24 protein-coding genes are annotated in these 21,729 nt (G+C 70.7%); 11 read left to right on the forward strand and 13 right to left on the reverse strand.

Annotation, left to right across the window (positions count from 1 at the left end):
• Positions 1 to 23: 23 nt before the first annotated feature.
• The 4 genes from LIV37_RS08505 to LIV37_RS08520 form a co-directional block, all read right to left on the reverse strand.
• The gene (locus LIV37_RS08505; protein ID WP_020866696.1) at positions 24 to 695 is read right to left on the reverse strand and encodes a DUF5134 domain-containing protein; all 672 of its coding nucleotides are present in this window, start codon (positions 693 to 695) and stop codon (positions 24 to 26) included.
• Positions 692 to 844: a hypothetical protein gene (locus LIV37_RS08510; RefSeq protein WP_020866697.1), complete on the reverse strand. Its 153-nt coding sequence runs from the start codon at positions 842 to 844 to the stop codon at positions 692 to 694. The genes LIV37_RS08505 and LIV37_RS08510 overlap by 4 nt, the downstream gene beginning before the upstream one ends.
• Before the next feature lie 92 nt (positions 845 to 936).
• Positions 937 to 1,152 carry a heavy-metal-associated domain-containing protein gene (locus LIV37_RS08515; protein WP_020866698.1) on the reverse strand — a complete coding sequence of 72 codons (216 nt, stop codon included), beginning with the start codon at positions 1,150 to 1,152 and terminating at the stop codon, positions 937 to 939.
• Between the two features lie 88 nt (positions 1,153 to 1,240).
• On the reverse strand, positions 1,241 to 2,722 hold the full coding sequence (locus LIV37_RS08520) for a PepSY-associated TM helix domain-containing protein (protein ID WP_020866699.1): 1,482 nt from the start codon (positions 2,720 to 2,722) through the stop codon (positions 1,241 to 1,243).
• Positions 2,723 to 2,914: 192 nt separating this feature from the next.
• On the opposite strand from LIV37_RS08520, the gene LIV37_RS08525 reads away from it, so the two are divergent.
• Positions 2,915 to 3,697: a PE-PGRS family protein gene (locus LIV37_RS08525; protein WP_121825684.1), complete on the forward strand. Its 783-nt coding sequence runs from the start codon at positions 2,915 to 2,917 to the stop codon at positions 3,695 to 3,697.
• 297 nt (positions 3,698 to 3,994) lie between these two features.
• Here the strand turns inward: LIV37_RS08525 and LIV37_RS08530 are convergent, their stop codons facing one another.
• Positions 3,995 to 4,225 carry a zf-HC2 domain-containing protein gene (locus tag LIV37_RS08530; protein ID WP_121826160.1) on the reverse strand — a complete coding sequence of 77 codons (231 nt, stop codon included), beginning with the start codon at positions 4,223 to 4,225 and terminating at the stop codon, positions 3,995 to 3,997.
• A 49-nt stretch (positions 4,226 to 4,274) separates the two neighbouring features.
• Here LIV37_RS08530 and LIV37_RS08535 point away from each other — a divergent pair, with 49 nt between their 5' ends.
• From LIV37_RS08535 to LIV37_RS08550, 4 genes are all read left to right on the forward strand, one after another.
• A complete protein-coding gene (locus LIV37_RS08535; RefSeq protein ID WP_020866702.1) occupies positions 4,275 to 4,901 on the forward strand; it encodes a sigma-70 family RNA polymerase sigma factor in 627 nt (208 codons plus the stop codon).
• Between the two features lie 352 nt (positions 4,902 to 5,253).
• Positions 5,254 to 5,529: a hypothetical protein gene (locus tag LIV37_RS08540; protein WP_243146380.1), complete on the forward strand. Its 276-nt coding sequence runs from the start codon at positions 5,254 to 5,256 to the stop codon at positions 5,527 to 5,529.
• Positions 5,526 to 7,925 (forward strand): heavy metal translocating P-type ATPase, encoded by a 2,400-nt coding sequence (locus tag LIV37_RS08545; RefSeq protein WP_020866703.1) that lies wholly within the window; start codon positions 5,526 to 5,528, stop codon positions 7,923 to 7,925. The genes LIV37_RS08540 and LIV37_RS08545 overlap by 4 nt, the downstream gene beginning before the upstream one ends.
• 37 nt (positions 7,926 to 7,962) lie before the next feature.
• Positions 7,963 to 8,427 carry a copper chaperone PCu(A)C gene (locus tag LIV37_RS08550; RefSeq protein ID WP_020866704.1) on the forward strand — a complete coding sequence of 155 codons (465 nt, stop codon included), beginning with the start codon at positions 7,963 to 7,965 and terminating at the stop codon, positions 8,425 to 8,427.
• 53 nt (positions 8,428 to 8,480) lie between these two features.
• Here the strand turns inward: LIV37_RS08550 and LIV37_RS08555 are convergent, their stop codons facing one another.
• Positions 8,481 to 8,699, reverse strand: coding sequence for an EF-hand domain-containing protein (locus LIV37_RS08555; RefSeq protein ID WP_020866705.1), 219 nt, complete (start codon positions 8,697 to 8,699; stop codon positions 8,481 to 8,483).
• Positions 8,700 to 8,784: 85 nt separating this feature from the next.
• Positions 8,785 to 8,994 carry a hypothetical protein gene (locus tag LIV37_RS08560; RefSeq protein WP_148717865.1) on the reverse strand — a complete coding sequence of 70 codons (210 nt, stop codon included), beginning with the start codon at positions 8,992 to 8,994 and terminating at the stop codon, positions 8,785 to 8,787.
• On the opposite strand from LIV37_RS08560, the gene LIV37_RS08565 reads away from it, so the two are divergent.
• Positions 8,954 to 9,157 (forward strand): SDR family oxidoreductase, encoded by a 204-nt coding sequence (locus LIV37_RS08565; protein ID WP_243146471.1) that lies wholly within the window; start codon positions 8,954 to 8,956, stop codon positions 9,155 to 9,157. The two genes, LIV37_RS08560 and LIV37_RS08565, sit on opposite strands and share 41 nt — an antisense overlap.
• 187 nt (positions 9,158 to 9,344) lie before the next feature.
• Entirely contained in the window at positions 9,345 to 10,769 is a 1,425-nt protein-coding gene (gene rox / locus LIV37_RS08570; protein WP_020866708.1) for a rifampin monooxygenase, read from the forward strand.
• Positions 10,770 to 10,898: 129 nt separating this feature from the next.
• Here rox and LIV37_RS08575 read toward each other — a convergent pair whose 3' ends face one another.
• Positions 10,899 to 11,849 (reverse strand): GlxA family transcriptional regulator, encoded by a 951-nt coding sequence (locus LIV37_RS08575; protein ID WP_020866709.1) that lies wholly within the window; start codon positions 11,847 to 11,849, stop codon positions 10,899 to 10,901.
• Between the two features lie 71 nt (positions 11,850 to 11,920).
• Between LIV37_RS08575 and LIV37_RS08580 the strand changes: the two genes are divergently transcribed.
• Complete coding sequence (locus tag LIV37_RS08580; protein ID WP_020866710.1) at positions 11,921 to 12,595, forward strand: HD domain-containing protein; 675 nt, start codon at positions 11,921 to 11,923, stop codon at positions 12,593 to 12,595.
• Positions 12,596 to 12,642: 47 nt separating this feature from the next.
• Positions 12,643 to 13,053, forward strand: coding sequence for a RidA family protein (locus LIV37_RS08585; protein ID WP_020866711.1), 411 nt, complete (start codon positions 12,643 to 12,645; stop codon positions 13,051 to 13,053).
• Here the strand turns inward: LIV37_RS08585 and LIV37_RS08590 are convergent, their stop codons facing one another.
• Positions 13,054 to 13,599 (reverse strand): MarR family winged helix-turn-helix transcriptional regulator, encoded by a 546-nt coding sequence (locus tag LIV37_RS08590; protein WP_020866712.1) that lies wholly within the window; start codon positions 13,597 to 13,599, stop codon positions 13,054 to 13,056.
• A gap of 52 nt (positions 13,600 to 13,651) precedes the next feature.
• Between LIV37_RS08590 and LIV37_RS08595 the strand changes: the two genes are divergently transcribed.
• The gene (locus tag LIV37_RS08595; protein ID WP_121825682.1) at positions 13,652 to 14,593 is read left to right on the forward strand and encodes an EamA family transporter; all 942 of its coding nucleotides are present in this window, start codon (positions 13,652 to 13,654) and stop codon (positions 14,591 to 14,593) included.
• A 73-nt stretch (positions 14,594 to 14,666) separates the two neighbouring features.
• Positions 14,667 to 15,782: an AI-2E family transporter gene (locus LIV37_RS08600; protein WP_121825681.1), complete on the forward strand. Its 1,116-nt coding sequence runs from the start codon at positions 14,667 to 14,669 to the stop codon at positions 15,780 to 15,782.
• A 63-nt stretch (positions 15,783 to 15,845) separates the two neighbouring features.
• Here LIV37_RS08600 and LIV37_RS08605 read toward each other — a convergent pair whose 3' ends face one another.
• The 4 genes from LIV37_RS08605 to LIV37_RS08620 all read right to left on the reverse strand — a co-directional run bounded on the left by LIV37_RS08605 (position 15,846) and on the right by LIV37_RS08620 (position 21,691).
• The gene (locus LIV37_RS08605; protein ID WP_020866715.1) at positions 15,846 to 16,415 is read right to left on the reverse strand and encodes a cysteine hydrolase family protein; all 570 of its coding nucleotides are present in this window, start codon (positions 16,413 to 16,415) and stop codon (positions 15,846 to 15,848) included.
• Entirely contained in the window at positions 16,412 to 17,776 is a 1,365-nt protein-coding gene (locus LIV37_RS08610) for an MFS transporter (protein WP_020866716.1), read from the reverse strand. The genes LIV37_RS08605 and LIV37_RS08610 overlap by 4 nt, the downstream gene beginning before the upstream one ends.
• Positions 17,777 to 17,846: 70 nt before the next feature.
• On the reverse strand, positions 17,847 to 19,580 hold the full coding sequence (locus LIV37_RS08615; RefSeq protein ID WP_020866717.1) for a hydantoinase B/oxoprolinase family protein: 1,734 nt from the start codon (positions 19,578 to 19,580) through the stop codon (positions 17,847 to 17,849).
• A complete protein-coding gene (locus tag LIV37_RS08620) occupies positions 19,577 to 21,691 on the reverse strand; it encodes a hydantoinase/oxoprolinase family protein (protein WP_121825680.1) in 2,115 nt (704 codons plus the stop codon). The genes LIV37_RS08615 and LIV37_RS08620 overlap by 4 nt, the downstream gene beginning before the upstream one ends.
• Between the last annotated feature and the right edge of the window lie 38 nt (positions 21,692 to 21,729).

Consider the following 21,729-nt stretch of genomic DNA (forward strand, 5'->3'; position numbering starts at 1 on the left):
GCGTTCTCGTCCGTGACGGTCCTTCACAGGAGCAGTACGAACGTGACCGCCATCCCCAGTGCCATCGCGCCGTGGCAGCCGAGATCGAACGCGTCGCGCCCGGCCGGCGGCGAGGGGTGTCGCGGGCCCGTGGCGACGGCGCGCTGGGCGGCGTCGAAGCCTCGCGCCAGCCACCACAGGGCGAGCACGAGGAGCACTCCGGCCAGCAGCCCGGCGGCCAGTCTCGGGCCGGTTCCGGTGAGGGTCATGGTCGCGGTGCCGGAGCCGGCGGACATGTCCATCCCCGGCATGTCCGCCATGTCGTGGGAGCCACCGTGTCCCGGCATCGAGGCGGAGGAGACCATCGCGGCGGCCATCCAGGCCATCGCGCCCATCATGACCGTATGCGGGAGGGCGTCCGACAAGGCGCGGGCGCGGGAGAGGGGGGCGGGGCGGGCCAGGGCCACCCCTGCGTACCACCCCGCGGCCAGGGTGAACAGGATGATCTGTGGCCGGGCGGGAACGTCCATGCCCCAGGGCCAGACCATCGCCACCATGGCGAGGGCCATCACCGCGTGCAGCAGATGGGCCACTCTCCCGGAGGCGCCCGGCCCGCCGTCGGCCCGTCCGGGGGTGGCGGCACGCCACAGCGCGGAGAGGGCGGGCACGGCGAACAGTACGGTCAGGACCCAGCGCAGCCCCGTCGCGGCGATCACCGGGCCACCGCCCGACGACGGCGCCGGATGGCGCGGACGGCGCGGACGGCCAAGTCGCCGGAGGCGGAGGCCGCCGTATCGTTCTCGAAGGTGTCCGGCGGGGTCCCCCCTTTCTCGGGCGCGGTCGGGGCGGTCTGCCTGTCGGGCATCGCTGAACCTTCTCTCGCGTGGCGCGGGGCCCTGGTCAACGGTCTGCCAGCGTCGGACAGCCCGTTACCGCAGCGGGCACGGGGTTTCCGGGTCAGGCGGTGGCGAGACCCGCGACCTCGTATCCGGCCTCGGTGATGGCGGCACGCACCCGCTCGTCATCAACCGTGGTGCCGCGCACCGTGACCTCGTTCGCCGGAAGGTCGACGCTGACCTCGCTCACCCCGGACACCTGGGAGACCTCCTCCGTGATGCCGACGACGCAGTGTCCGCAGCTCATGCCGGTGACGGTGTAACGAATCTCGTCCATGGTTCATCGCTCCTGGGGTTCGGGGGGGGGACGGGGCGGTTGATTGCTTTCGACAGGGAATACGCGTGTATGGGCGGAGATGTTCACCTCAGCCGTCGACCGGCTGAGCCCGCTTCTCGCGCCACTGGGTCAGGCGGCCGAGCGCGATGTCGATGACCAGGAAGGCGGCCAGCGGAATACCCAGAAGCGGCAGGTAGTAGCCGAGCACCCCGATGACGACGACCAGCAGGGCCAGGGCGTACGGCGGCGCCTGCCGCCAGGCACCGCGCGGGATGGGGCGCCCGAAGGCCCCGGCGCGGCCGCGCTGCCACCACATCCGGTAGCCCCATACGATCAGGAAGATCAGCGCGAGGGCCAGCGCGGCCAGTGCGATCTGGTTGGGGAGCCCGAACAGGCTCCCCATGTGGGCATCGATGCCCCAGCGGGACAGCTTGGCCAGCAGCGGATAGTCGGCGAACCGCACCACGTCGGTGACCTGGCCGGTCGCCGGGTCGACGGCGGCCGCGTCCTGCTTCTCGGGCCAACTGCGCTGAATCTGGCTGACGGTGTACGCGGCGCCGGAGCCGGTGGGCGGGACGATCTCCACCGGGTTGTCCAGTCCCTTGGCACGGGCCGCCTTGAGGACGGCGTCGATGCCGACGTCGGCGGACGCGCCGCCGCGTCCGCCCGATCCGCCCATGTCCATGCCCTCCATGGAGCCGTGCCCGGCGTGTTCACCGCCGACGGCGGAGCTGACGGCCGGAGTGGCCTGGCCGAGCGCGGCACGGAGGTCGGTGACGTTCGCACCCGCGTATGTGGACCAGGTCAGCCCGGTCGCGGAGAGGAAGAACAGCCCCAGCGCCGCCCAGACCCCGACCGAGCCATGGAAGGACATCGCCCTCCTGCGGCCCGTGGCGCTCCGGTCGGGCAGTGCGATCGCGCGCAGCTTCCGCTTCGCCGTGGCCTTGCGGCGGCGGGCGATCCACAGCACCAGCCCACCGCCCGTGATCACCCACAGCCAGCTCGCGGCGAGTTCGCTGTAGAGACGGCCGGTGTCGCCCAGGTGCAGGTTGCGGTGCAGGTCGTCGATCCAGGTACGCAGCGGCAGCGCGCCGCTGGTGCCGTATTGCTCCAGCGCGCCGCGCACCTTTCCGGTGTACGGGTCGACGAAGACGGCCAGCGTGCGCTCCGCGTCAATGCCCTTGACTCCCGAGAGCAGCACGCGCGTCGTCGCTCCCGCCTCCGGCGAGGGACGTACCGCGCTGATATCGCCTTCGGGGTGGGCCTCGCGGGCGGCGGCGATCTGCCGCGAGAGGGGGAGTTCGCTCTCGCCGACCGGGACACGCAGCTCATGGTCGTAGACGATTTTCTCCGCCTGGACGGAGCCCGCGTAGAGAAGTCCGGTCACGGCGGCGACGAGCAGGAAGGGCGCGACGAGGACTCCCGCGCAGAAATGCAGTCGCAGTACCAGCGGACGCAGGGCCGACCAGCCCGGGCGGCCGCCGCCGGGGGCGAGGGGGGCTTCGGTCTTCGGCGTGTCCGACGATCGCGTTCCATCATCGGGACCGGCGGCGACGGGTTCGACGGACATGGGAACTCTCCTGGGTCGGGGGCCGTACCGGTCGGCCGGAGCCGTACCGGACCAGTAGTCGGACCTTCGGAGGAGGAAGTTCCGGAGACATGAAGTGACGTGCGCCACAGAGCGTGGGCGCTCTGACGGGGCCCTGACGGACGCCGTCGCGTACCGCACCCGGCCGTCCGGCGCTCCTGCCTCACTGAGACGATGAGCGGCGTCATGGATGCGGGGCAGATGCTCAGAACGGTGCGAGCCGCGGTGTTCGCGGTGGTCTGCGTGCTGCTCGCGGCACTGGGGCATGTGGTGATGTCGGGTGGCGCGGTGCCCTTGCCGGCTCTGCTGTGCGCCTTGGCGGTGACGGTCGCCGGCGCGTGGTTCTTCGCGGACCGTGAGCGTGGCCCGGTCGCGGTTGGGCTGCTCACCGTGGGCACACAGGCGGTGCTGCACACCGCGTTCTCGTTCGGTCAGGCCCTGGACGGCGGCGGCGGATCCCGGCCGTCGGCGTCCCGGCGATGGGCCGACGCCCTGCTGTGCGGACCGAGGGGTGCGTCGCTCTCCGCAAGCGACGCCGCGCGGATGGTCCGGGATGCCGGGCTGAGCGGACCGCCCCACCACGACGCGGCCTCCGCCCTGGCGGAGCACGGCCACCACGGCGGCCGGATGACGGTCGACCATATGGCCGCGATGTCGCCCCCGATGGCGCACGACGGTATGCACGGGACCATGACCGGCATGGTCGCCGCGCACCTTCTGGTGGCCGTCCTGAGCGCGTGGTGGCTGTGGGGCGGTGAGCGGGCGGCCTTCCGGCTGGCGCGCGCGGCGGCCATCCGGCTGTTCGCACCCTTGATCGTCGTCTTCGGTGTGGCGATTCCCGAGGCGCTGCCGTCCACGGGAGCGGTACGGGAGAAACCGCGTCGCACCGTACAGGAGCTGCTGCTCGCCCACACCATCTCTCTGCGGGGTCCTCCGCCGGGGCCCGCTGTCCGCTGACAGCTGGTCCATTTCCGCCAGGGCGCGCCCGGGTGCGACATCGTGTCGGCCGGGTCGCCGCGCTCTGGTCCCTCATTGTGCGTTGTGCCGGTGCCGTGCGACACGGCGGCCGGATCATGCGAAGGACTCCCGATGATGATTCCTGTCCGGATGCCGAGGCCATCCGTTCCCGATCCCGATTTCCTCACTGAGGGGCGTGCGCGGCCGCGGCGACGCCCCGGGGCACCTGATCGCCGCGGTGAAGCGGCGGCCGGTCCGCTCAACCGCCGCGCCGCCGGTGCCACACCGGCCCGGGTGTCAGAACGTCCGCCGTGGCCGCCTCGGCGCTTCTCCGCCCTGGGTGGGAGTGGTGTCGGCCTCCCGCAGTCGCGCGACGTGTTCGGTGAGGTGCCGGGCCCGCGCCTCCCACTGTCGGCAGGCGGCACACGCGTCGAGGTGGGCTGCCAACCGCCCCGCCGTGACGCCCGGGGGCAGTCCCTCCCCGTCAAGACGGGCGGAGACGGCCGTTCGGATCCGCGAGCACAGCATGCCGCCATCCTGCCCGACGTGAACGATGGCCGACGCGGGGAGGGGCGGCATGCGTGACGACGCCGCTGTGACCTCATGGGCGCTCGCGGCCCGTGACGGTGACCCGGCCGCGGTGGAGGAGTTCGTCCGCGCCACCCGTCCGGACGTCCGCCGCTACGTGGCGCACCTCAGTGGTGATCCGCAAGCGGTGGACGACCTGGTGCAGGACGCCTATCTGCGCGCTCTGCGCAGCCTCCCCCGCTTCGAGGGACGGTCGTCGGCCCGTACCTGGCTGCTCGTGATCGCGCGCAGAGTGGTGGCGGATCGGATCCGTTGGCTGACGACCCGGCCCAGGATCTCCGGAACCGATGACTGGCAGGCGGCCGCGGAACGGAACCAGCCGCGCGATGTGCCGGGCTTCGAGGAGAGCGTCGCTCTCCGCGAGCTGCTCGCGGCGCTGCCCGGGCCCCGGCGGGAGGCGTTCGTGCTCACCCAGTTGCTGGGACTGACCTACCCGGAGGCCGCCATCGTCGCGCGGTGCCCGGTCGGCACGATCCGCTCCCGCGTGGCCAGGGCCCGGGAAACCCTGATCACGCAACTCACCTCCGAGGAGCCACAACCGGTCGATCCGGAACCGGCGGCGGCGGGCCGGACCGACGCCCCCCGTTCACCTGCCGTGGTCACAGCGGTGGCCTGACGCCCCGTCGGCAACGGACTCCCCCGGGTGCGGTGGAGGCGGCGCGACCGCTCGCCCTCCCCCGCACCCGGTCTCTTCGTCCGGCGCCTTTGCCCGGCCCCTTTGCCCGGCCATGAGGCCGGGTACGCCCCTCGCCGCTGCCAAATGGGCTTCACCGCTCTCCCCGATGCCGGGGCAGAAACCTCTCACCACACAATGGTCGGCTGATGGCCCCGGACGGTTCCCGGCCGGCACGGTTTCTCTCTTTGTGTGACAGAGCCTTCGCATGGTGAGCGGCCGACCGCCCCGGCACGTAAGGGTGAGCGGACCCCAGTCGTTCCCGGAAGAGCCAGAGCACAGGGGAGTGCCGAAAATGCCGTTGCCCGATACCGCCTCGCCGCCGCGACCGGCGCCCGTCGGAGCGGAGCCGCGCGGCGCCCGGCTCCGTCGCGCACTGCCGCCACCCGCCCTGACCGGGTTTCTCGTACTCCTGGTGGTGTTGATGGCCACCTCGTATGCCGTGGGGAGGGCCGCCGGTCCGGTGGCCCCCGGCATTCACCGCAACGTCCCACAGGACGGCGGGGCCGGCGGCATGGATACGCACGGCATGGGGCCGCTGGGCCACGGCGTCTGGAAGGGGGCGCGATGAGCGAGCGGCCGGACACCGAGGCCGGTCGGACCGCCCCGTCCGGCGGGGCCGCGCACACCACCGACCTGCTGATCGGCGGGATGACGTGTGCGGCCTGCGTGAACCGGGTGGAGAAGAAGCTGGCCCGTGTGGAGGGCGTGTCCGCCACCGTGAACCTGGCCACCGGTACGGCACGGGTCTCGCACCCGGCCACCGTGGACGTGGACGAGCTGATCGGCACCGTCGAGCGGGCCGGTTACACGGCAGAACTCCCGACGCCTCCACCCGGAACCACGGACGACGACCCGTCCTCTTCCGCCGGGGACGAGCCCAAGAGGCAGGATCACGACCAGGCCGGTGACCTCGAACGGCTGATCCTCACCGCGGTGCTCGCGGTGCCCGTGATCATGATCTCGATGGTTCCCTCCTGGCAGTTCGACCGCTGGCAGCAGGTGTGCTTCACGCTCGCCACACCGGTCGCGACCTGGGGCGCATGGCCCTTCCACCGGCGGGCCCTGCGCGGCCTGCGGCACGCCGCGGCCACCATGGACACCCTGGTGTCCCTCGGCGTCCTCGCCTCCTTCGCCTGGTCGGCGTACGCGCTGTTCTGGGGCGGCGCTGGCCGGACCGGCATGCGCATGCCGTTCAGCCTGCTGCCCTCGGCCGACGACGGAGTCCCCCATATCTACCTGGAGGCGGCGGTCGCCGTACCGCTGTTCGTGCTCCTCGGGCGCCACCTGGAGGCGCGGGCCCGGCATCACAGCGGCTCGGCGTTACGGGCGCTGGCCGAACTCGGCGCCAAGGAGGTGGAGTTGCGGGAGCGGGGCGGCAATCGCCGCGTCCCGGTGGCCGAACTCACCACGGGACAGGAGTTCGTGGTCCGCCCCGGCGAGAAGGTCGCCACGGACGGTGTGGTCGTCGAGGGCGGATCCGCGCTGGACCTCTCGCTGGTCACCGGCGAGAGCGTGCCGGTCGAGGTGACCCCCGGCACCGCCGTCGTCGGCGGTGCCGTCAACTACGGCGGGCTGCTCGTCGTGCGCGCCACGGCCGTCGGCGCCGACACCCAACTCGCCCGCATCACCCGGCTGGTGACCGAGGCACAGGCGGGCAAGGCCAGGATCCAGCGGCTCGCCGACGCGGTGGCGGGGGTCTTCGTGCCGGTGATCGTGGCGATCGCGGGCACCGTGCTGAGCTTCTGGCTGGGCGCCGGTGCCTCGGGAGAGGCGGCCGTCACCACGGCGGTGGCCGTGCTCGTCGTCGCGTGCCCCTGCGCGCTGGGGCTGGCCACGCCGACCGCGTTCCTGGTGGCCAGCGGACGGGGGGCGCAGCTCGGCGTCCTGGTCCGCGGACCGGAGGCGCTGGAGCGGCTGCGCCGCGTGGACACCGTGGTCTTCGACAAGACCGGCACCCTCACCACCGGCCGTATGTCCCTGGCCGACGTGGCGGTGGCGGAGGGCGGGCCGGGGCCAAAGGAAGTGCTCCGGCTGGCCGCGGCCGTGGAACAGGGCTCCGAACACCCCATCGGCCGGGCGGTGGTGGCGGCGGCCCGCCGTGAGGAGGATGGTGACACGCGGCTGCCGGAGGTGACGGACTTCCGGGCTGTCGCGGGTGAGGGCGTATCCGGCCAAGTGGCGGGCCACCAGGTGCGAGTACGCCGCCCCTGGCCGTCGGAGCCCCTGCCGGACGCGCTGCGCCGGGCGCGCCAGGCCGCCGAAGACGCCGCGCACACCGTCGTGATCGTGGAGGTCGACGATCGTCCCACCGGGCTGCTCGCCGTCGGTGACACCCTGCGGCCCACCAGTCGCGAGGCGGTGTGCGAAGTGCGCGCACTGGGCATCGAACCGGTGCTGGTGACCGGCGACGGAGCCGCTCCCGCCCATGCGATGGCGGAGCAGGCGGGCATCGATGCGGTCCACGCCTCGGTGGCCCCGGAGGAGAAGGAGCGGATCGTCACCGCGCTGCGTGCCGAGGGCCGGTGCGTCGCGGTGATCGGCGACGGGGTCAACGACGCCGCCGCGCTGGCCTCCGCCGACCTGGGCATGGCCATGGGCGGCGGCACCGACGCGGCGATCGGCGCGGCCGACATCACCCTCGTACGGGACGACATGCTGGCCGTGGTCGACGCCATCCGGCTCACCCGGCGCACACTGGGCACCATCCGCGCCAACCTCGTCTGGGCCTTCGGCTACAACGTGGTCACCGTTCCGCTGGCCGCGACCGGCTGGCTCAACCCCATGGTCGCGGCCGCGGCCATGTCCGCGAGCTCCGTACTCGTCGTCGCGAACAGTCTGCGGCTGCGGTCCCGCACCCCCGGCAGGCCACAGACCGGCACACCGCCCGCCCCTCTCTCCTCACACAGCCCCGCGGCCGCCGAGCACGGCCACCCGGGAAGGAAGTCCGATGTCCTCAGCAACTGATGACCGCCCCGCACCACGACGGCGCCTGAGGGAGGCCATGGCGCGGGGAGCGCGGGCGACGCTGATACCGGTGGGCGGCTGCGCACTGGCGCTGGCCCTGCTCACGGGCTACACGGCCACCGGGGCGGCGGGAGAGCCCGCGCCGGAGATCAGGGTCAGCGGCGGCCGTATCGTCCAGTCCAACGGGCAGACGGCCGCCGCGTACTTCGAGATCCGCAATGTCGGGGACAGGGATGACACTTTGGTCTTCGCCGACTCCCCGGAGCTGGGAGTCTCCATGCTGCGCGAACGCGACAGGAAACGGCCGGGTACGGCGCGACGAGCGAAAACAGTGACCATAGCCGCGCACAGCACACTGCGGATGTCACGGGGAGGCGTCCATGTCGCCCTCCTCGACCCCCCGCCGCTGAAGCCGGGCCAGAGGATCTCTTTCAACCTGTGGTTCACCGACCGCGGCCGGGTGGGGGCCGAGGCGGTGCGATCACATCTCACCGAACGCTGAGATCACAGCCCGCCCGCCATCGCCGAGCCGTTCAGGGAGCGGACCCGGCGGTGTCAGCCATTCATGGCCGCCCAGAACTCCTCGAAGGACATCTGGCGATCGCCGTTGGTGTCGAGCGAGTCGATCAGCTCCTGGGCCTGCGCTTCGGTGATCTCCGAACCCTCCAACTCCGCCACGACCTTGCGGTATTCGTCCGCGGTGACCAGGCCGTCCCCGTCGAGGTCGTAGCGCTCGAAGACCTTCCGCGCCGCCGTCTCCATGATGTCCGCCATGTTCTCCGCCCTTCTGCGATCTTCGCTGACGGGCCCAGATTATCCGTCCGCCCGGAGCGGCGCGGAGGCCGCCCAAGGGCGGCGGTCAGACGCTTCTGGTCTTGCGAGGATCGTCGGCGCGGCGTTCCGGCTTGCCCGCGATGGTGACCTCGACGTCGGCGACCCCGAGCAGTGGGCCGCGGCACTGACCGCGGTGGTTCGCACCGCTGGATCTGACCGCCGCGTACGCCTCGACCAAGTCGGCCCTGCTCGGCCTGTCGAAGGCCGCGGTGGGAGAGCTGGGCCCGCTCGGCATCCGCGTGAACATGGTCCACCCCGGCGGCGTGGCCACCGAGATGGGCGCTCCGGGCGGCGCGGTGCCGCAGGAGTATTCCAAGGCGCCGCTGGGACGCATCGGCCAGGCCGAAGAAATCGCGTCGGTCGCCGCGTTCCTCGCGTCCGGATCGTCGTCCGTGTGAAGAAAAGAATTGGACCGGATGACGCCCGGGCTTGTAGCTTGCGATGGACCGCGACACCGCCCGAGGAGGTGAGACCCATGAACGCTGTATCCGTGTGGGTGCTCCCCCTTCCCGTCACGGTCGGGCGATTGAGGTAGGTGTCGCCGGGAGCGCCTCGACAACAGGCACTCCCGAAAGGCAACACCTCATGTTCGATGTGATCATTGCCGGATGCGGACCGACCGGTGCGATGCTGGCCGCCGAATTGCGGCTGCACGATGTGCGGGTACTCGTTCTGGAGAAGGAAACCGAGCCCGTGTCGTTCGTCCGCATCGTCGGTCTGCACATTCGCAGTCTCGAGCTGATGGCGATGCGCGGACTGCTGGATCGCGTCCGCGAACACGGAAGGCAGCGGCCGGCCGGCGGGTTCTTCGCCGCCATCAACAAACCCGCGCCCCAGGGCCTGGATTCCGCGCACGCCTATCTGCTGGGCATCCCGCAGCCGGTCATCGTTCGACTGCTCGAAGAACATGCGACCCAACTGGGTGCGCAGGTCCGGCGGGGTTGTGCGGTGGCCGATTTCGAGCAGGACGACGAGGGTGTGACCGTCGAGCTGGCCGACGGCGAACAGCTGCGTTCGCGCTATCTCGTCGGCTGTGACGGCGGGCGCAGTACGGTGCGCAAACTGCTCGGCGTCGGCTTCCCCGGTGAGCCCTCGCGAACCGAGACCCTGATGGGCGAGATGGAAGTGGGTGTGCCGCAGGAGGAGATCGCCGCCAAGCTGGCCGAAATCGGCCAGACCAATGACCGATTCTGGCTCAGGCCCTTCGGCGGAGGGGCATACAGCGTCGTGGTCCCCGCCGCGGGAGTCAGCGATCGCGCGGAACCACCCACCATCGAGGACTTCGGACAACAGCTGTGCACCATCGCCGGAACCGATTTCGGCGTGCACTCCCCGCGCTGGTTGTCCCGCTTCGGGGATGCCACCCGGCTGGCCGAACGCTATCGGGTCGGGCGGGTGCTGCTGGCGGGCGATGCGGCGCACATCCATCCACCCACCGGCGGACAGGGCCTCAACCTGGGCGTTCAGGACGCATTCAACCTCGGCTGGAAACTGGCCGCACAAATCCGCGGCTGGGCGCCGGAAACACTGCTGGACACCTACCAGGCCGAACGCCATCCGGTCGCCGAGGACGTGCTGGACAACACCCGCGCCCAGATGGAACTGCACTCCACCGAACCGGGCCCGCGGGCCGTGCGCAGGCTGCTCACCGAACTGATGGACTTCGACGAGGTGAACCGCCATCTCATCGAGAAGATCACCGCGATCGGCATCCGCTACGACTTCGGCGAAGGCCCCGACCTGCTCGGCCGCCGCCTGCCCGACATCGACGTGAAACACGGCCGCCTCTACGGTCTGCTGCATCGCGGCCGCGGCCTGCTGCTGGACCGCACCGAACGCCTGACCGTCGGCGGCTGGTCGGACCGGGTCGATCACCTCGCGGATCCCACCGCGGCACTGGATGTTCCCTGCGTCCTGCTGCGCCCCGACGGCCACGTCGCCTGGATCGGCGACGATCAGCAGGACCTGGACGGCCACCTAGCCCGCTGGTTCGGCAGGCCCACCGGCTGATTTCGCCCGAGCGACCGAGAAGGCCCGTACGGAGGGTCGGCCCCCGAGCGACGACCGGCAGACGGCGGTTGCCGCACGCACCCAGCGGGGGCCGCCCGGCGAAGTACGGCCACAGCGGGGTCCGCATGGTCAGTGCTTGGGCGACGTCGAGCGCCCGAAGGTGCGGCGGTAGGCGGTGGGGGTGGTGCCCAGTGCGCGCCGGAAGTGCAGCCGCAGGTTGGCCGGCGTGCCCAGTCCGCAGTCCCGCGCCACCCGATCCACCGGGTGGTCCGTGGTTTCCAGCAGCTCCCGCGCCCCGCTGAGGCGGGCGTTGAGCAACCACTGCAACGGGGTCGTGCCCGTCTCCTCGGTGAACCGGCGCATGAAAGTACGCTGCGAGAGACCCGCGTGCCGGGCGAGTACGCGCAGCGTGAGCGGCTCGCCGAGCCGGTCCAGGGCCCATTCCCGGGTAGCGGACAGCGACGCGTCACCGGCCACCGCGACGGGGGCCGGCACGTACTGGGCCTGTCCGCCGTCCCGGTGTGGGGCGGCCACCAGACCGCGGGCGATCTCGTTCGCCACCACCGCCCCCAGGTCGCGGCGCACGAGGTGCAGACAGAGGTCGATGCCGCAGCACACCCCGGCCGAGGTGAGCACGTCGCCCTCGTCGACGTAGAGCACGTCGCGGTCGACCGTGACGGCCGGGAAGCCCCGCTCGAACTCGTCGACGTGCTTCCAGTGGGTCGTGGCGTGCAGCCCGTCCAGCACGCCCGCCGAGGCCAGCGCGAAGGCGCCCGTACAGATCGACACCACACGTTTGCCCCGGTCGCGGGCCTCGGCCAGCGTGCCGAGCACGGCGTCCGGCAGCGGGAGGATCGGTTCGAATCCCGGCACGATCACGGTGTCGGCACCGCGCACCTGCTCCAGACCCCCGGCGGCGATCAGGGCGAAACCCGCGGTGGTGGCCACCTTCGCGTCCAGCGCGCACAGGGCCATCTCATAGGGGGTCTCCGGCCGGGTGGTGAAGATCTGCGTCGGGATCGCCAGGTCGAGCGGGGTGACCCCGTCCAGCGCCAGGACCGCGACTCGATGGACTGTCATGGCAAGATTCTATCGAAGTGAGGTAATTTTGCCTCTCGCCAGGTCAGGGCGGTCGCGGCCAGGCTGAAGACATGACCGGACCTACCCGCGAGGCGACCGCCGCCCTGATCACGCTGCCCGGCACACCGCTTGCCGGCGCCGTCATGGATCTCATCCGGCCGGTGGAAACGCCGTCCGTGTTCAACCACAGCATCCGCAGCTATCTGTTCGCCCGGCTGGTGGCCGGCCGCCTCGGCCTGGCCGTCGGCCACGACTACCACGACGACCTGTTGTTCGCCGCGTGCGCGATGCACGACCTCGGCGTGGCGCCGGACGGCCCGCACAGCCAGCGCTTCGAGGTCGAGGGCGCCGACCGGGCCGCCGCGTTCCTCATCGACCGCGGAGTGCCCGCGGCCGACGCCGACCAGGTCTGGCAGGCCATCGCCCTGCACACCTCGCCGGGTATCGCGGAGCGCCGCGGCACGCTGTGCGTGCTCGTCCGCCAAGGCGTCGCCCTCGACTTCGGCGGCCCACTGGGTGCCGACCACGTCGAAGCCGTCACCGATGAGCAGGCCGACGCCGTGCACACCGCCTATCCACGGCTGGACATGATCCGCTCACTCACCGACGCGATCGTCGCGCAGGCCGCGAAAAGCCCGAAGAACGCTCCCCGGTACGCGATTCCCGGCGAATTCCTCCGCGAACGCGAGACCTTCGGCCGGACCCGGCTGGAGCACGCCTGCCGTTCGTCCCGCTGGCGCGACTGACTCCACGGACTCCACGGCCCCATCAACAGAGAAAAGGAACCACCACAATGACCCTCCACACCGTCGAGATCCCCGAGGACAACGCGGTCTTCGGGCAAACCACCAGCGCCTTCGCAAGCTTCGGCTATTCCGCCGCGGTCCGCGCGCACGGCCTCCTGTTCATCGCCGGAACGATCGGTCGCCGCGCCGACGGAACCATCCCGGACACCATCGAGGAACAGACCGAGATCGCCATCCGGAAGATCGAAGAGATCCTTCGGCTGGAGAACCTCGATCTGTCCGCCCTCGTCGACGTCACCAGCTACCACGTCGACATCCGCCAGCACCTGCCCGGCTTCGTCGAGGCCAAGCAGCGCCTCGTCGAAGCGCCCTACCCGACCTGGACGATCATCGGGGTCAGCGGCCTCGCCAGCCCGGGACTCCTCGTCGAGATCCGCGCGACCGCCGCGCATCCATGATCAGTGTTCCGGCGGTGGCGGCTCCCGCACCGAATCGCGGGCGCCGTCTTCCAGGCGGGAGAGCCAGGTCGTGAGCAGCGCTTCGAGCGTCTCGGCCTCCGCGGGTGCCAGTAGGTTCAGCAGGTGGCGTTCGTTGCGCATATGGTCGGTGAACGCCTGGTCGATCAGTTCGCGTCCGGGTCCGGTGAGGGCGACGATCCTGCCACGCTGGTCGTCGTCCGAGCGGCGGCGGGTGACGAGTCCGGCTCGCTCGAGGCGATCGATCCGCTTGGTCATCGCACCGGTGGTGACCATGGTGTGCGCGGCGAGTTCGCCAGGAGCGCGTTCATAGGGTTCGCCGGCGCGGCGCAGTGCGCACAGGACGTCGAACTCTCCCTCGGTGAGGTCGTAGCGGCTGTATACGCGGCAGAGTTCTTCGGTGAGTTGGCCGGCCAGGCGGTGCAGCCGGCCGATCACTCCTTGCGGAGAGGTGTCGACGTCGGGCCGTTCGCGGCGCCAGTCGGCCTGGATGCGGGCCACGCGGTCCAGCGGTTGCCGATGTTCCATGGAAGACAAATATAGCTTCCCGGGAAGCTGTATCTGGCTATATTTACCTTCCATGGAAGCTAATGCGCGTTGGGTGGCGCTGACCGCGGTCGCGCCGGTGGCGTGGGGAGCCAACTACTTCGTCACCCACGAGTTCCTCCCCGCCGGGAGCCCGCTGTACGGGGCCGCTCTGCGGGCACTGCCCGCGGGGCTCGTCCTGCTGGCCTTGTGCCGGTGGCGTCGGCCGCACGGTGCGTGGTGGTGGCGGTCCGCGGTGCTCGGATCGCTCAATGTGAGTGTGTTCTTCGTCCTCGTCTACGTCGCCTCCCAGCTGCTGCCGACGAGCGTCGCGTCGACCGTCATGGCGGTGTCCCCGCTGACGATGACGCTCATCGCCTGGCCCCTGGTGTCCGAACGGCCCCGGCCCGCGCACCTGTCCGGTGCCGTGGTCGGGCTCGCCGGGGTGTGCCTCATGCTGCTCACGGGGGCGGAAGGGGTGAGCGTGCCGGGAGTTCTCGCTTCGGCCGCCGCCATGCTGGTGTCGTCCTTCGGTCACATCCTGACCAAGCGGTGGAGCGCCGGTACCGATGTACTCGCCTCGACCGCCTGGCAGCTGACCGCCGGAGGGCTGTTCCTGCTTCCGGCCGCCGCGGTGGTGGAGGGCCCTCCGCCCGCACTCTCCACACCGGCGCTCATCGCCTTCGGCTACGTCTCCCTGGCCGCCACCGCGCTGGCCTTCACCGCCTGGTTCACCGGGCTGCGGCACCTGCCCGCGGGGACCGTGGGTCTGATCGGGCTGCTCAACCCCGTCACGGGTGTGCTGCTCGGCACCACGGTCGCCGCGGAGGTCCTGACCGTTCAGCAACTGTGCGGACTGGTCCTGGTCCTGGCCGGAGTCGTCCTCGGCCGGCCCACCCGTGCGGGCCGACGTGGCACCGGCGGGACGCCCGGTCAACCTGACACACACCCGCACTCCGCACGGGATTCCTCACCCTCTCACCCCCAACACCGGTGAGGACACTGGGGGTTTGGCCAGGGTGCGCCCGAAAGGCAGCGCGGGGAAGCACTCATGAGGTACGGGTGGCCCCATGCCACGCACGTTGAGTTCAACGAAAACCCGCGCCGCGCTCCGCGTATCGGCGCGTATCTCTCTCGAATTGCTGCTGATCCTCGTCATGGCCGCGGCGGTCCTGTGGGCCCTGGGCCAGATGTGGTCGGTCATCTGGCCGCTCGTCGTCGGCCTGCTCCTCACGACGCTGACCTGGCCCCTGGCCCGCCTGCTGCGCGGGTGGGGGTGGCCTCCCGCGCTGGCCGCCTCGGTCGTGACCCTGCTGTTCCTCCTGGTCGCCACGGGTATCGTGGCGCTGATCGCGGTGCCCGTGGCATCCCAGTCCGGTGAACTGGCCGACGGTGTGACCGAAGGCATCCAGCGGGTGCGCGAATGGGCCGCCGGGCCGCCACTGAACATCGACGATGCCCAGATCGCACAGGCCACCGACACCGCGGCCGCCCGGCTGCAGAGCAGTGCCGGCAGCTTGGTCAGCGCTGTCGTCGCGGGTGTGAGCACGGTGGTCGACGGTGTGATCACCGCCGTCCTCGCGCTCTTCCTGATGTTCTTCTTCCTCAAGGACGGCCCGCGGTTCCTGCCGTGGCTCGCCCGTCAGCTCCCCGGCCGGCTCGCCACCGACATCCCCGCCGTGGCCGAGCGCAGTTGGGACACCCTCGGCGCCTTCGTGCGTTCCCAGGCGCTGGTCGGTCTGCTCGACGCCATCCTCATCGGACTCGGGCTGTGGGCTCTGGGAGTACCGCTGGTGCTGCCGCTGGCGGTCCTGACCTTCATCTCCGCGTTCATTCCCGTCGTGGGGGCCCTGTTCGCGGGTGTGGTCGCGGTGCTCATCGCGTTGGTGTTCAACGGTCCGACGGACGCGCTGATCGCGCTGGCGATCATCATCGTGGTGCAGCAGCTCGAGGGCAACGTGTTCCAGCCCATGATCCAAAGCCGGGGCCTCGGCCTGCACGCGGCGGTCGTCCTGCTGGCGGTCACGCTGGGCAGCAGCCTGGCCGGGATCGTGGGCAGTCTGCTCGCCGTACCGGTGGCCGCGCTGATCGCGGTGGCCTGGAACTACGTGCGCGAACAGCTCAGCCAGCCGCCACAGGAGCCGGAGAACGACGAGCAGCCCGCCGGTGGCGCCATCGTGTCGTAGCGCCTCGGCGTCGTGGGCCGCGGGGCATGGCCCCCGGCGCACGACGGTGAGCGTGGGAGCGGTTCACCATTCGCTGAGCCAGGACTCCCCGGTCATGACCCGCGCGCCTCGGCCGGGGAAGATTCGCGCCATGAGGAAGTCATGGACGTCCGCCTCGGCATCCGCGCAGGCGTCGCTCAGGACGGTGGCCCGGTAGTCGCGATCCAGGGCGTCGTAGAGCGTTCCCGCGACCATGGCGCTGGTCGCCACGCCCGTCAGCGCGATCGATTCGACGTGGTGGGCGCGCAGCACCAGTTCGAGTTCCGTTCCGGCGAACGCGCTGGTGCGGCGCTTGGTGATGACGACATCCTCGGGTTGCGGTGCCAGTTGCGGAATGATGTCCGTCTCCCCGGATCCCTCGTGAAACAGTGGGCCGGCTTGGTGAAACGCCGTGAACAGGGTGTTGTTCTCGGAGACGTCGGCTCCTGAGGCCCGCAGTTCTGTACGTACGAAGACAACGAGGATGCCGTGCGCGCGAGCCGCGTGTACCAGCGACCGCATGGGGGGCACGGGCGCTCGGCTGAACGCGTAGTTGGCGAGGATGCCTGTCTGCATGTCGCCGATGATGAGTGCGGTGTCGGTGCGGCCGGTCACCCGATCTTCTCCGTGTCGTGGGGCTGGGGCAGTGGATCCTGGGCGGTTGACTGTTCCGCCTTTCGCCCGGCCGTCAGCAGGATCACCAATCCGGCCGCGAGCATGAGGGCGATGGCCAGGAGGGCGTAGGTGAAGTCGCCGGTCGCGTCCGCGATGGCGCCGGTCATATAGGGGCCGATGAAGCCGCTGACGTTGCTCACCGAGTTGATCAGCGCGATACCCGAGGCCGCGGCGGCACCGGTCAGACACAGCGGCGGCAGTCGCCAGAACTGCGGCATGGCGGTGAAGACCCCGGACACGCTGACGCAGAACGCCCCGATGAACAGGACGTCGTTGCGGGTGAAGGTGGCCAGCAGCAGGCCCACGGCGCCGAAGGCCAGGGGTACCGCCGTGGAGAACACCACGGACCTGCGCGCCGCCACCTTGGCCCAGGCGAGCATGGCGACGATGGCGATGGCCGAGGGGATACCGGCGAGCAGCACACTGCTGACATCCGAGATCGTGGAGGCGTTCCCGGTGAGCGTGGAGATCATCGTCGGCAGGAAGAAGGCGATGGGGTACAGCCCGAAGACGATGGCGAAGAAGGCGAAGGACAGCATCCACACGCGGCCGCTGGAGAGCGCCTGGCGCATCCCGGTGAGCGCGCCATGTGCGTTCTGCTGGGCGGTTTCCAGGGTGAGCCGATGCTGGATGGCGTCCTTCTCCTGGGCTGTCAGCCACTTCGCGTCGGCGGGCCGGTCCGGCAGCAGGCCGTAGATCAGGGTTCCGGACAGGACGGTGAACAGGCCCTCGGTGAAGAACAACGACCGCCACCCGGCGTACCCGGTGAGCTGTTCACCCCAGGACAGCATGGCCGCGGCGAGGGGCGATCCGATGATGCCGGACAGCGGAATCATGATGAAGAAGATCGACATGGCCCAGGTCCGCTGTCTCCTGGGAAACCAGAAGGTCATGTACAGCAGGATTCCGGCGGCCAGCCCGGCCTCCGCGAAGCCGAGCAGGATGCGCATGAGGTAGAGCTGGCCAACGCTCTGCACGGCCGCGGTTCCCATGGTGACGAAGCCCCAGGAGACCAGGATGCGGGTGATCCATTTCCGCGCCCCGAACCGGCGCAGCATCATATTGCTGGGGATTTCCACCAGGATGTAGCCGATGAAGAACAGGCCGGAGGCCAGGCCCAGCTGTCCGGCGGTGATGCCGAGGCTCTTGTTGAGCGACTGTGCCACGTAGCCGAGATTGGCACGGTCGATATAGCTCATCACGTAGGCGAGGCCGATGAGCGGGATGATGCGGATGCCTACTTTGCGCCATACGCGGCGCATGTCATCGTCTGTCTTTGTCAGGGCGGTGACCTCGGCCATGACGGGGTCCTCTCGGTGAGCGGGGTCCGAGGATGGTGAGGTGGGGGGTGAGGTGCGTGGCGGGACGGTGCTAGTGGCGCCCGGCGGTGCGCCGGCGCTGTGTTGCCGCCGTGTCGATCTCGCCGTCGGGGGTGACGACGACTCCGTAGTCGCGGATCGCTCCGGAGGCGGTGACCTTCCCGTCGAGTACGTCCTGGAGGACCCGGCCGGGATCCCGGGTGAAGGGGTCCCCGTGGCCGCCTCCGCCGGCGGTGACGTGCCGGTGGCGTTCACCGGCGGCGAGGAGCTGGACGACCTTGGCGGGGAGTGTCTGCTCCCGTGGAGTGCCGGGGTTGAGGATGTTGGACGACGGCGTGCCCTGGGCTCCTCCTTGGAGGCCGTAGGGCAGGTGGGTGCGCCGGTCGGAGCGGATCTGCACCGAGACCGTGGGGGCGAGGACCGTCATGTCGCGGAAGGTCGACAGACCGCCGCGCCACCGGCCGGGGCCGCCGGTGTCGGGCAGGTAGCCGTAGCCGTCGATGCGCACATGGCCGGATTGTTCGAGTTCCTCCACCGGTACGTTGGCCAGGTTGGCGCCGAGCGGGCTGACGCCGTCCACGCCGTCGCGGTCCGGACGGGCTCCCCAGGCCCCGCACAGGATGTCCCACAGGACGTTGGTGGTTCCGTTCTCCCCGGTGATGCCGATGGCCACGGAGTCCGGGCCGCCGTCGCCCGCGGCCGGGACCCGGTCGGGGAAGACGGGAGCCAGCGCCCCGAGGACGGTGTCGATGATGCGGTAGGCGACCAGGCCCCGGGCGCCGCGGGCCGAGGGCCTTCGGCCGTTGAGGATGGAGGCCTCGGGGATGGTGAAGGTGAGGGGCCGGTAGAAGCCGCTGTTGGCCGGGATGTCGGAGCCCAGGGCGCCCTGGATGGCCGCGTAGGAGGCGGACCGGGTGAAGGACGCGGTGGCGTTGAGGGCCGAGGCGACCTGGGGGGAGGACCCGGAGAAGTCCAGGTGCAGGGTGTCCCCGCTGATGGTGACGGTGACGCGGAAGGGGATGGGCGGCGAGCCCATGCCGTCGTCGTCGATGAAGTCCTCGAAGGCGTAGGCACCGTCGGGGGCTTCGGCGAGCGCCGCGCGCAGCAGGGTCTCGGAGTGGGCGAGGAGTTCCTCGTTGAGTGCGGCCAGCCCGTCGGTGCCGTGGCGTCCGGCCAGCTCCTTGAGTCCTTCCCCGCCCGCGTGACACGCGGCGAGCTGTGCCTCCAGGTCGCCACGGAGAAGGTCCGGCTCGCGTACGTTGCGCAGGATGAGCGCGAGGAAGGTCTCGTTGAGCGTGCCCGCGTCGTACAGCCGGGACGGCGGTATCTGCACGCCTTCCGCGAAGATGCTGGTGGACTGCACCGCCATGGATCCCGCGGCCCAGCCCCCCACGTCCACGTGGTTGACGACGGTGACCGAGTAGCCGAGCAGCTCCTGCCCCGAGGTGAACACCGGGGCGATCGCGAAGATGTCGGGCAGGTGCATGCCGCCCAGGTCGGGATCGTTGAGAAGGTAGACGTCGCCCGGGCGGACGGTGTCGCCGAAGGCCGTCAGCACGGCGCCCATGGCCTCGGGGATGGAGCCGAGGTGCACCGGACAGGTGTTGGCCTGCGCGATCACCCGTCCCGAGGCGTCGCACAGCGCGGCCGAGAAGTCCATGCTGGAGGCGACGATCTGGGAGTGCGCGGTGCGCAGAATGGTGATCGCCATCTCGTCCGCGAGTCCGGTCACCGCGTTCCGGTAGACCTCGAACGTGGCGGCGTCGCTGATCGGGCGCGGGCTCATGAGGTTGCCTCCGGGGCTGTGGTCGTCCAGCTGATGACGATGTTGTTGAAGCGGTCGCGGTGGGCGGTGGCCGCCGGTGGTACGAGGGTGGTGGCATCCATGTCCTCGATGACGAAGGGGCCTTGCCGGGGCTCCGGTGACAGTGCGGCACGGGTGATGACCGGGGTCGGCTCGGTCCGGTCGAATCGGCACTCCCGAGTCGTTTCGGCACGGGGCGCCGAGGGCGGCAGGCTCAGGAGCCGCTCGACGCCGACGGGATTGCGCACCCGCCCGCGGACACGGAGGTTGACGATCTCCACAAGCTCGTCGGTACCGGCGCGGCCGTAGGTGCGGTGGTGCTCGGCGTGGAACCGCTGCCGCACGGAGGCCATCAGGCCGGAGTCCAGCTTCCCGTCGGGCACGGTGACGGACAGCTCGAACCGCTGACCGCGGTAGCGCATGTCGAGGACCCGCTGTACCTCGGTGTGCGCCGAGGGGGCGGCCTCCGCCAGGGCCTCGGTGACTTCCTTGGCCATCCGGTCGAACTCCGCGCCGAGCAGGTCGAGCGCGTCGAGGTCCGTCCGGTGGGGCACCACCGCCTGCCGTTCGGTGTCGGCGACGAGGAGTCCCAGACTGCTGAACAGCCCGGTGTGCACGGGGACGATGACGGTGTCGATGCCGAGTTCCCGGGCGATGGCCGCGCCGTAGAGGGGCCCGGCGCCGCCGAAGGCCACCATGACGGCCTCCCGCGGATCGCGGCCGCGTTCGCTGGTGACGGCCTTGACGGCCTTGGTCATGCTGGACACGGCGACTTCGTAGGCTCCGCGCGCGGCCGCCGGGATGTCCACGCCGAGGTCGTCGGCCACCGGGGCGATGGCCTGCCGGGCGAGGTCCGGCTCGATGGCCACCCGTCCCCCGGCCAGGGCCTGCGAGCTGAGGTAGCCCAGGACCACGTTGGCGTCGGTCAGCGTGGGGCTGGTCCCTCCGTTTCCGTAGCAGGCGGGACCGGGCCGGGAGCCGGCGCTCTCCGGTCCGACCCGCAGGGATCCGGCGACGTCGGTGGAGATGACGCTGCCCCCGCCCGCACCCACTTCGGCGATGTCGATGGAGGGCACGCGCAGCGCGTATCCCGCCCCCTTGCCCATGCCGCGGGTGATGTTCATGCCCCCGCCGACCTCGTAGTCACCGGCGACGAACGGTTCCCCGTTCTCGATGAGGGATGCCTTGGCCGTGGTGCCGCCCATGTCGAAGGCGACCACCGAGTCGATCCCCATGAGCTGGGCGAGTTTCCGTACGGCGATGACACCGGCGGCGGGCCCCGACTCGATGATCTGTACCGGGCGCGCCACCACTGAGGGGGCGTCGAGGAGGCCACCGCTGGACTGCATGATCATCAAGGGCGCGGAGACGCCCGCTTCCCGCAGATCCTCGCCGAGCGCCGTGACATAGTCATGGACCTGGGGGCCCACATAGCTGTTGACGACCGCGGTACTGGTGCGCTCGTACTCCTGCATCTGAGGCGTGATGTCGACGGAGGCGGTCACATACGTGCCGGGCAGGAGGGCCCGCAGTTCGGCGGCGGCCCGGCGCTCCTCCTCGGGACGGACATAGGAGTTGATCAGACACACCGCCACCGCCTCGATGCCCGCGGCCCGGATCTCGTCTGCCACCCGCGCCAGTTCAGCGGAGTCCACCGGGGGTTCGAGGTGGCCGTCGGCGGTGATGCGCTGGTCGATCTCGTAGCGGTGGCGCCGGGGAACCAGCGGGGTCGGCCGCTGCCAGGAGAGGTCGTACAGCAGGGGGCGGCGCAGGCGCCCGAGTTCCAGAACGTCCCGGAATCCCCGCGTGGTCACCAGGGCGGTACGGGCTCCCCGCATCTCCAGAATGGCGTTGGTGGCCACCGTGGTGGCGTGCAGCATCGCCGTGACCTGGTGCGGGAACGCGTCCGCCGCGGAGAGCGCGGCCCGGGTTCCGCCGAGGACGCCGCTGCCGAAGTCCGGCGGTGTGGAGAGGACCTTCACCGGGACGACCCGGCCGCCCGGGCCCAGGGCGATGACATCGGTGAAGGTCCCGCCGATGTCGGCGGCGACTCGCCAGCTTCCGTCGAGATCGGTCAAAGCGGGTCCTGGCATGTTCGGCTCCTTGAAAGGCGGCCCTGAAGGGGCTCCCT

The sequence above is a fragment of the Streptomyces rapamycinicus NRRL 5491 genome, from assembly GCF_024298965.1.
GTDB classification, from domain to species: domain Bacteria; phylum Actinomycetota; class Actinomycetes; order Streptomycetales; family Streptomycetaceae; genus Streptomyces; species Streptomyces rapamycinicus.

What these genes read in the sequence shown, in the direction of transcription:
- LIV37_RS08615 (WP_020866717.1), bottom strand. Translation starts at nt 19,580, where the DNA reads ATGAGCCCGCGCCCGATCAGCGACGCCGCCACGTTCGAGGTCTACCGG.
- LIV37_RS08515 (WP_020866698.1), bottom strand. Translation starts at nt 1,152, where the DNA reads ATGGACGAGATTCGTTACACCGTCACCGGCATGAGCTGCGGACACTGC.
- LIV37_RS08555 (WP_020866705.1), bottom strand. Translation starts at nt 8,699, where the DNA reads ATGGCGGACATCATGGAGACGGCGGCGCGGAAGGTCTTCGAGCGCTAC.
- LIV37_RS08595 (WP_121825682.1), top strand. Translation starts at nt 13,652, where the DNA reads ATGGAAGCTAATGCGCGTTGGGTGGCGCTGACCGCGGTCGCGCCGGTG.
- LIV37_RS08525 (WP_121825684.1), top strand. Translation starts at nt 2,915, where the DNA reads ATGAGCGGCGTCATGGATGCGGGGCAGATGCTCAGAACGGTGCGAGCC.
- LIV37_RS08585 (WP_020866711.1), top strand. Translation starts at nt 12,643, where the DNA reads ATGACCCTCCACACCGTCGAGATCCCCGAGGACAACGCGGTCTTCGGG.
- LIV37_RS08600 (WP_121825681.1), top strand. Translation starts at nt 14,667, where the DNA reads ATGCCACGCACGTTGAGTTCAACGAAAACCCGCGCCGCGCTCCGCGTA.
- LIV37_RS08550 (WP_020866704.1), top strand. Translation starts at nt 7,963, where the DNA reads ATGGCGCGGGGAGCGCGGGCGACGCTGATACCGGTGGGCGGCTGCGCA.
- rox (WP_020866708.1), top strand. Translation starts at nt 9,345, where the DNA reads ATGTTCGATGTGATCATTGCCGGATGCGGACCGACCGGTGCGATGCTG.
- LIV37_RS08590 (WP_020866712.1), bottom strand. Translation starts at nt 13,599, where the DNA reads ATGGAACATCGGCAACCGCTGGACCGCGTGGCCCGCATCCAGGCCGAC.
- LIV37_RS08560 (WP_148717865.1), bottom strand. Translation starts at nt 8,994, where the DNA reads ATGCCGAGCGGGCCCAGCTCTCCCACCGCGGCCTTCGACAGGCCGAGC.
- LIV37_RS08530 (WP_121826160.1), bottom strand. Translation starts at nt 4,225, where the DNA reads ATGCTGTGCTCGCGGATCCGAACGGCCGTCTCCGCCCGTCTTGACGGG.
- LIV37_RS08535 (WP_020866702.1), top strand. Translation starts at nt 4,275, where the DNA reads ATGCGTGACGACGCCGCTGTGACCTCATGGGCGCTCGCGGCCCGTGAC.
- LIV37_RS08580 (WP_020866710.1), top strand. Translation starts at nt 11,921, where the DNA reads ATGACCGGACCTACCCGCGAGGCGACCGCCGCCCTGATCACGCTGCCC.
- LIV37_RS08520 (WP_020866699.1), bottom strand. Translation starts at nt 2,722, where the DNA reads ATGTCCGTCGAACCCGTCGCCGCCGGTCCCGATGATGGAACGCGATCG.
- LIV37_RS08575 (WP_020866709.1), bottom strand. Translation starts at nt 11,849, where the DNA reads ATGACAGTCCATCGAGTCGCGGTCCTGGCGCTGGACGGGGTCACCCCG.
- LIV37_RS08545 (WP_020866703.1), top strand. Translation starts at nt 5,526, where the DNA reads ATGAGCGAGCGGCCGGACACCGAGGCCGGTCGGACCGCCCCGTCCGGC.
- LIV37_RS08620 (WP_121825680.1), bottom strand. Translation starts at nt 21,691, where the DNA reads ATGCCAGGACCCGCTTTGACCGATCTCGACGGAAGCTGGCGAGTCGCC.
- LIV37_RS08510 (WP_020866697.1), bottom strand. Translation starts at nt 844, where the DNA reads ATGCCCGACAGGCAGACCGCCCCGACCGCGCCCGAGAAAGGGGGGACC.
- LIV37_RS08610 (WP_020866716.1), bottom strand. Translation starts at nt 17,776, where the DNA reads ATGGCCGAGGTCACCGCCCTGACAAAGACAGACGATGACATGCGCCGC.
- LIV37_RS08540 (WP_243146380.1), top strand. Translation starts at nt 5,254, where the DNA reads ATGCCGTTGCCCGATACCGCCTCGCCGCCGCGACCGGCGCCCGTCGGA.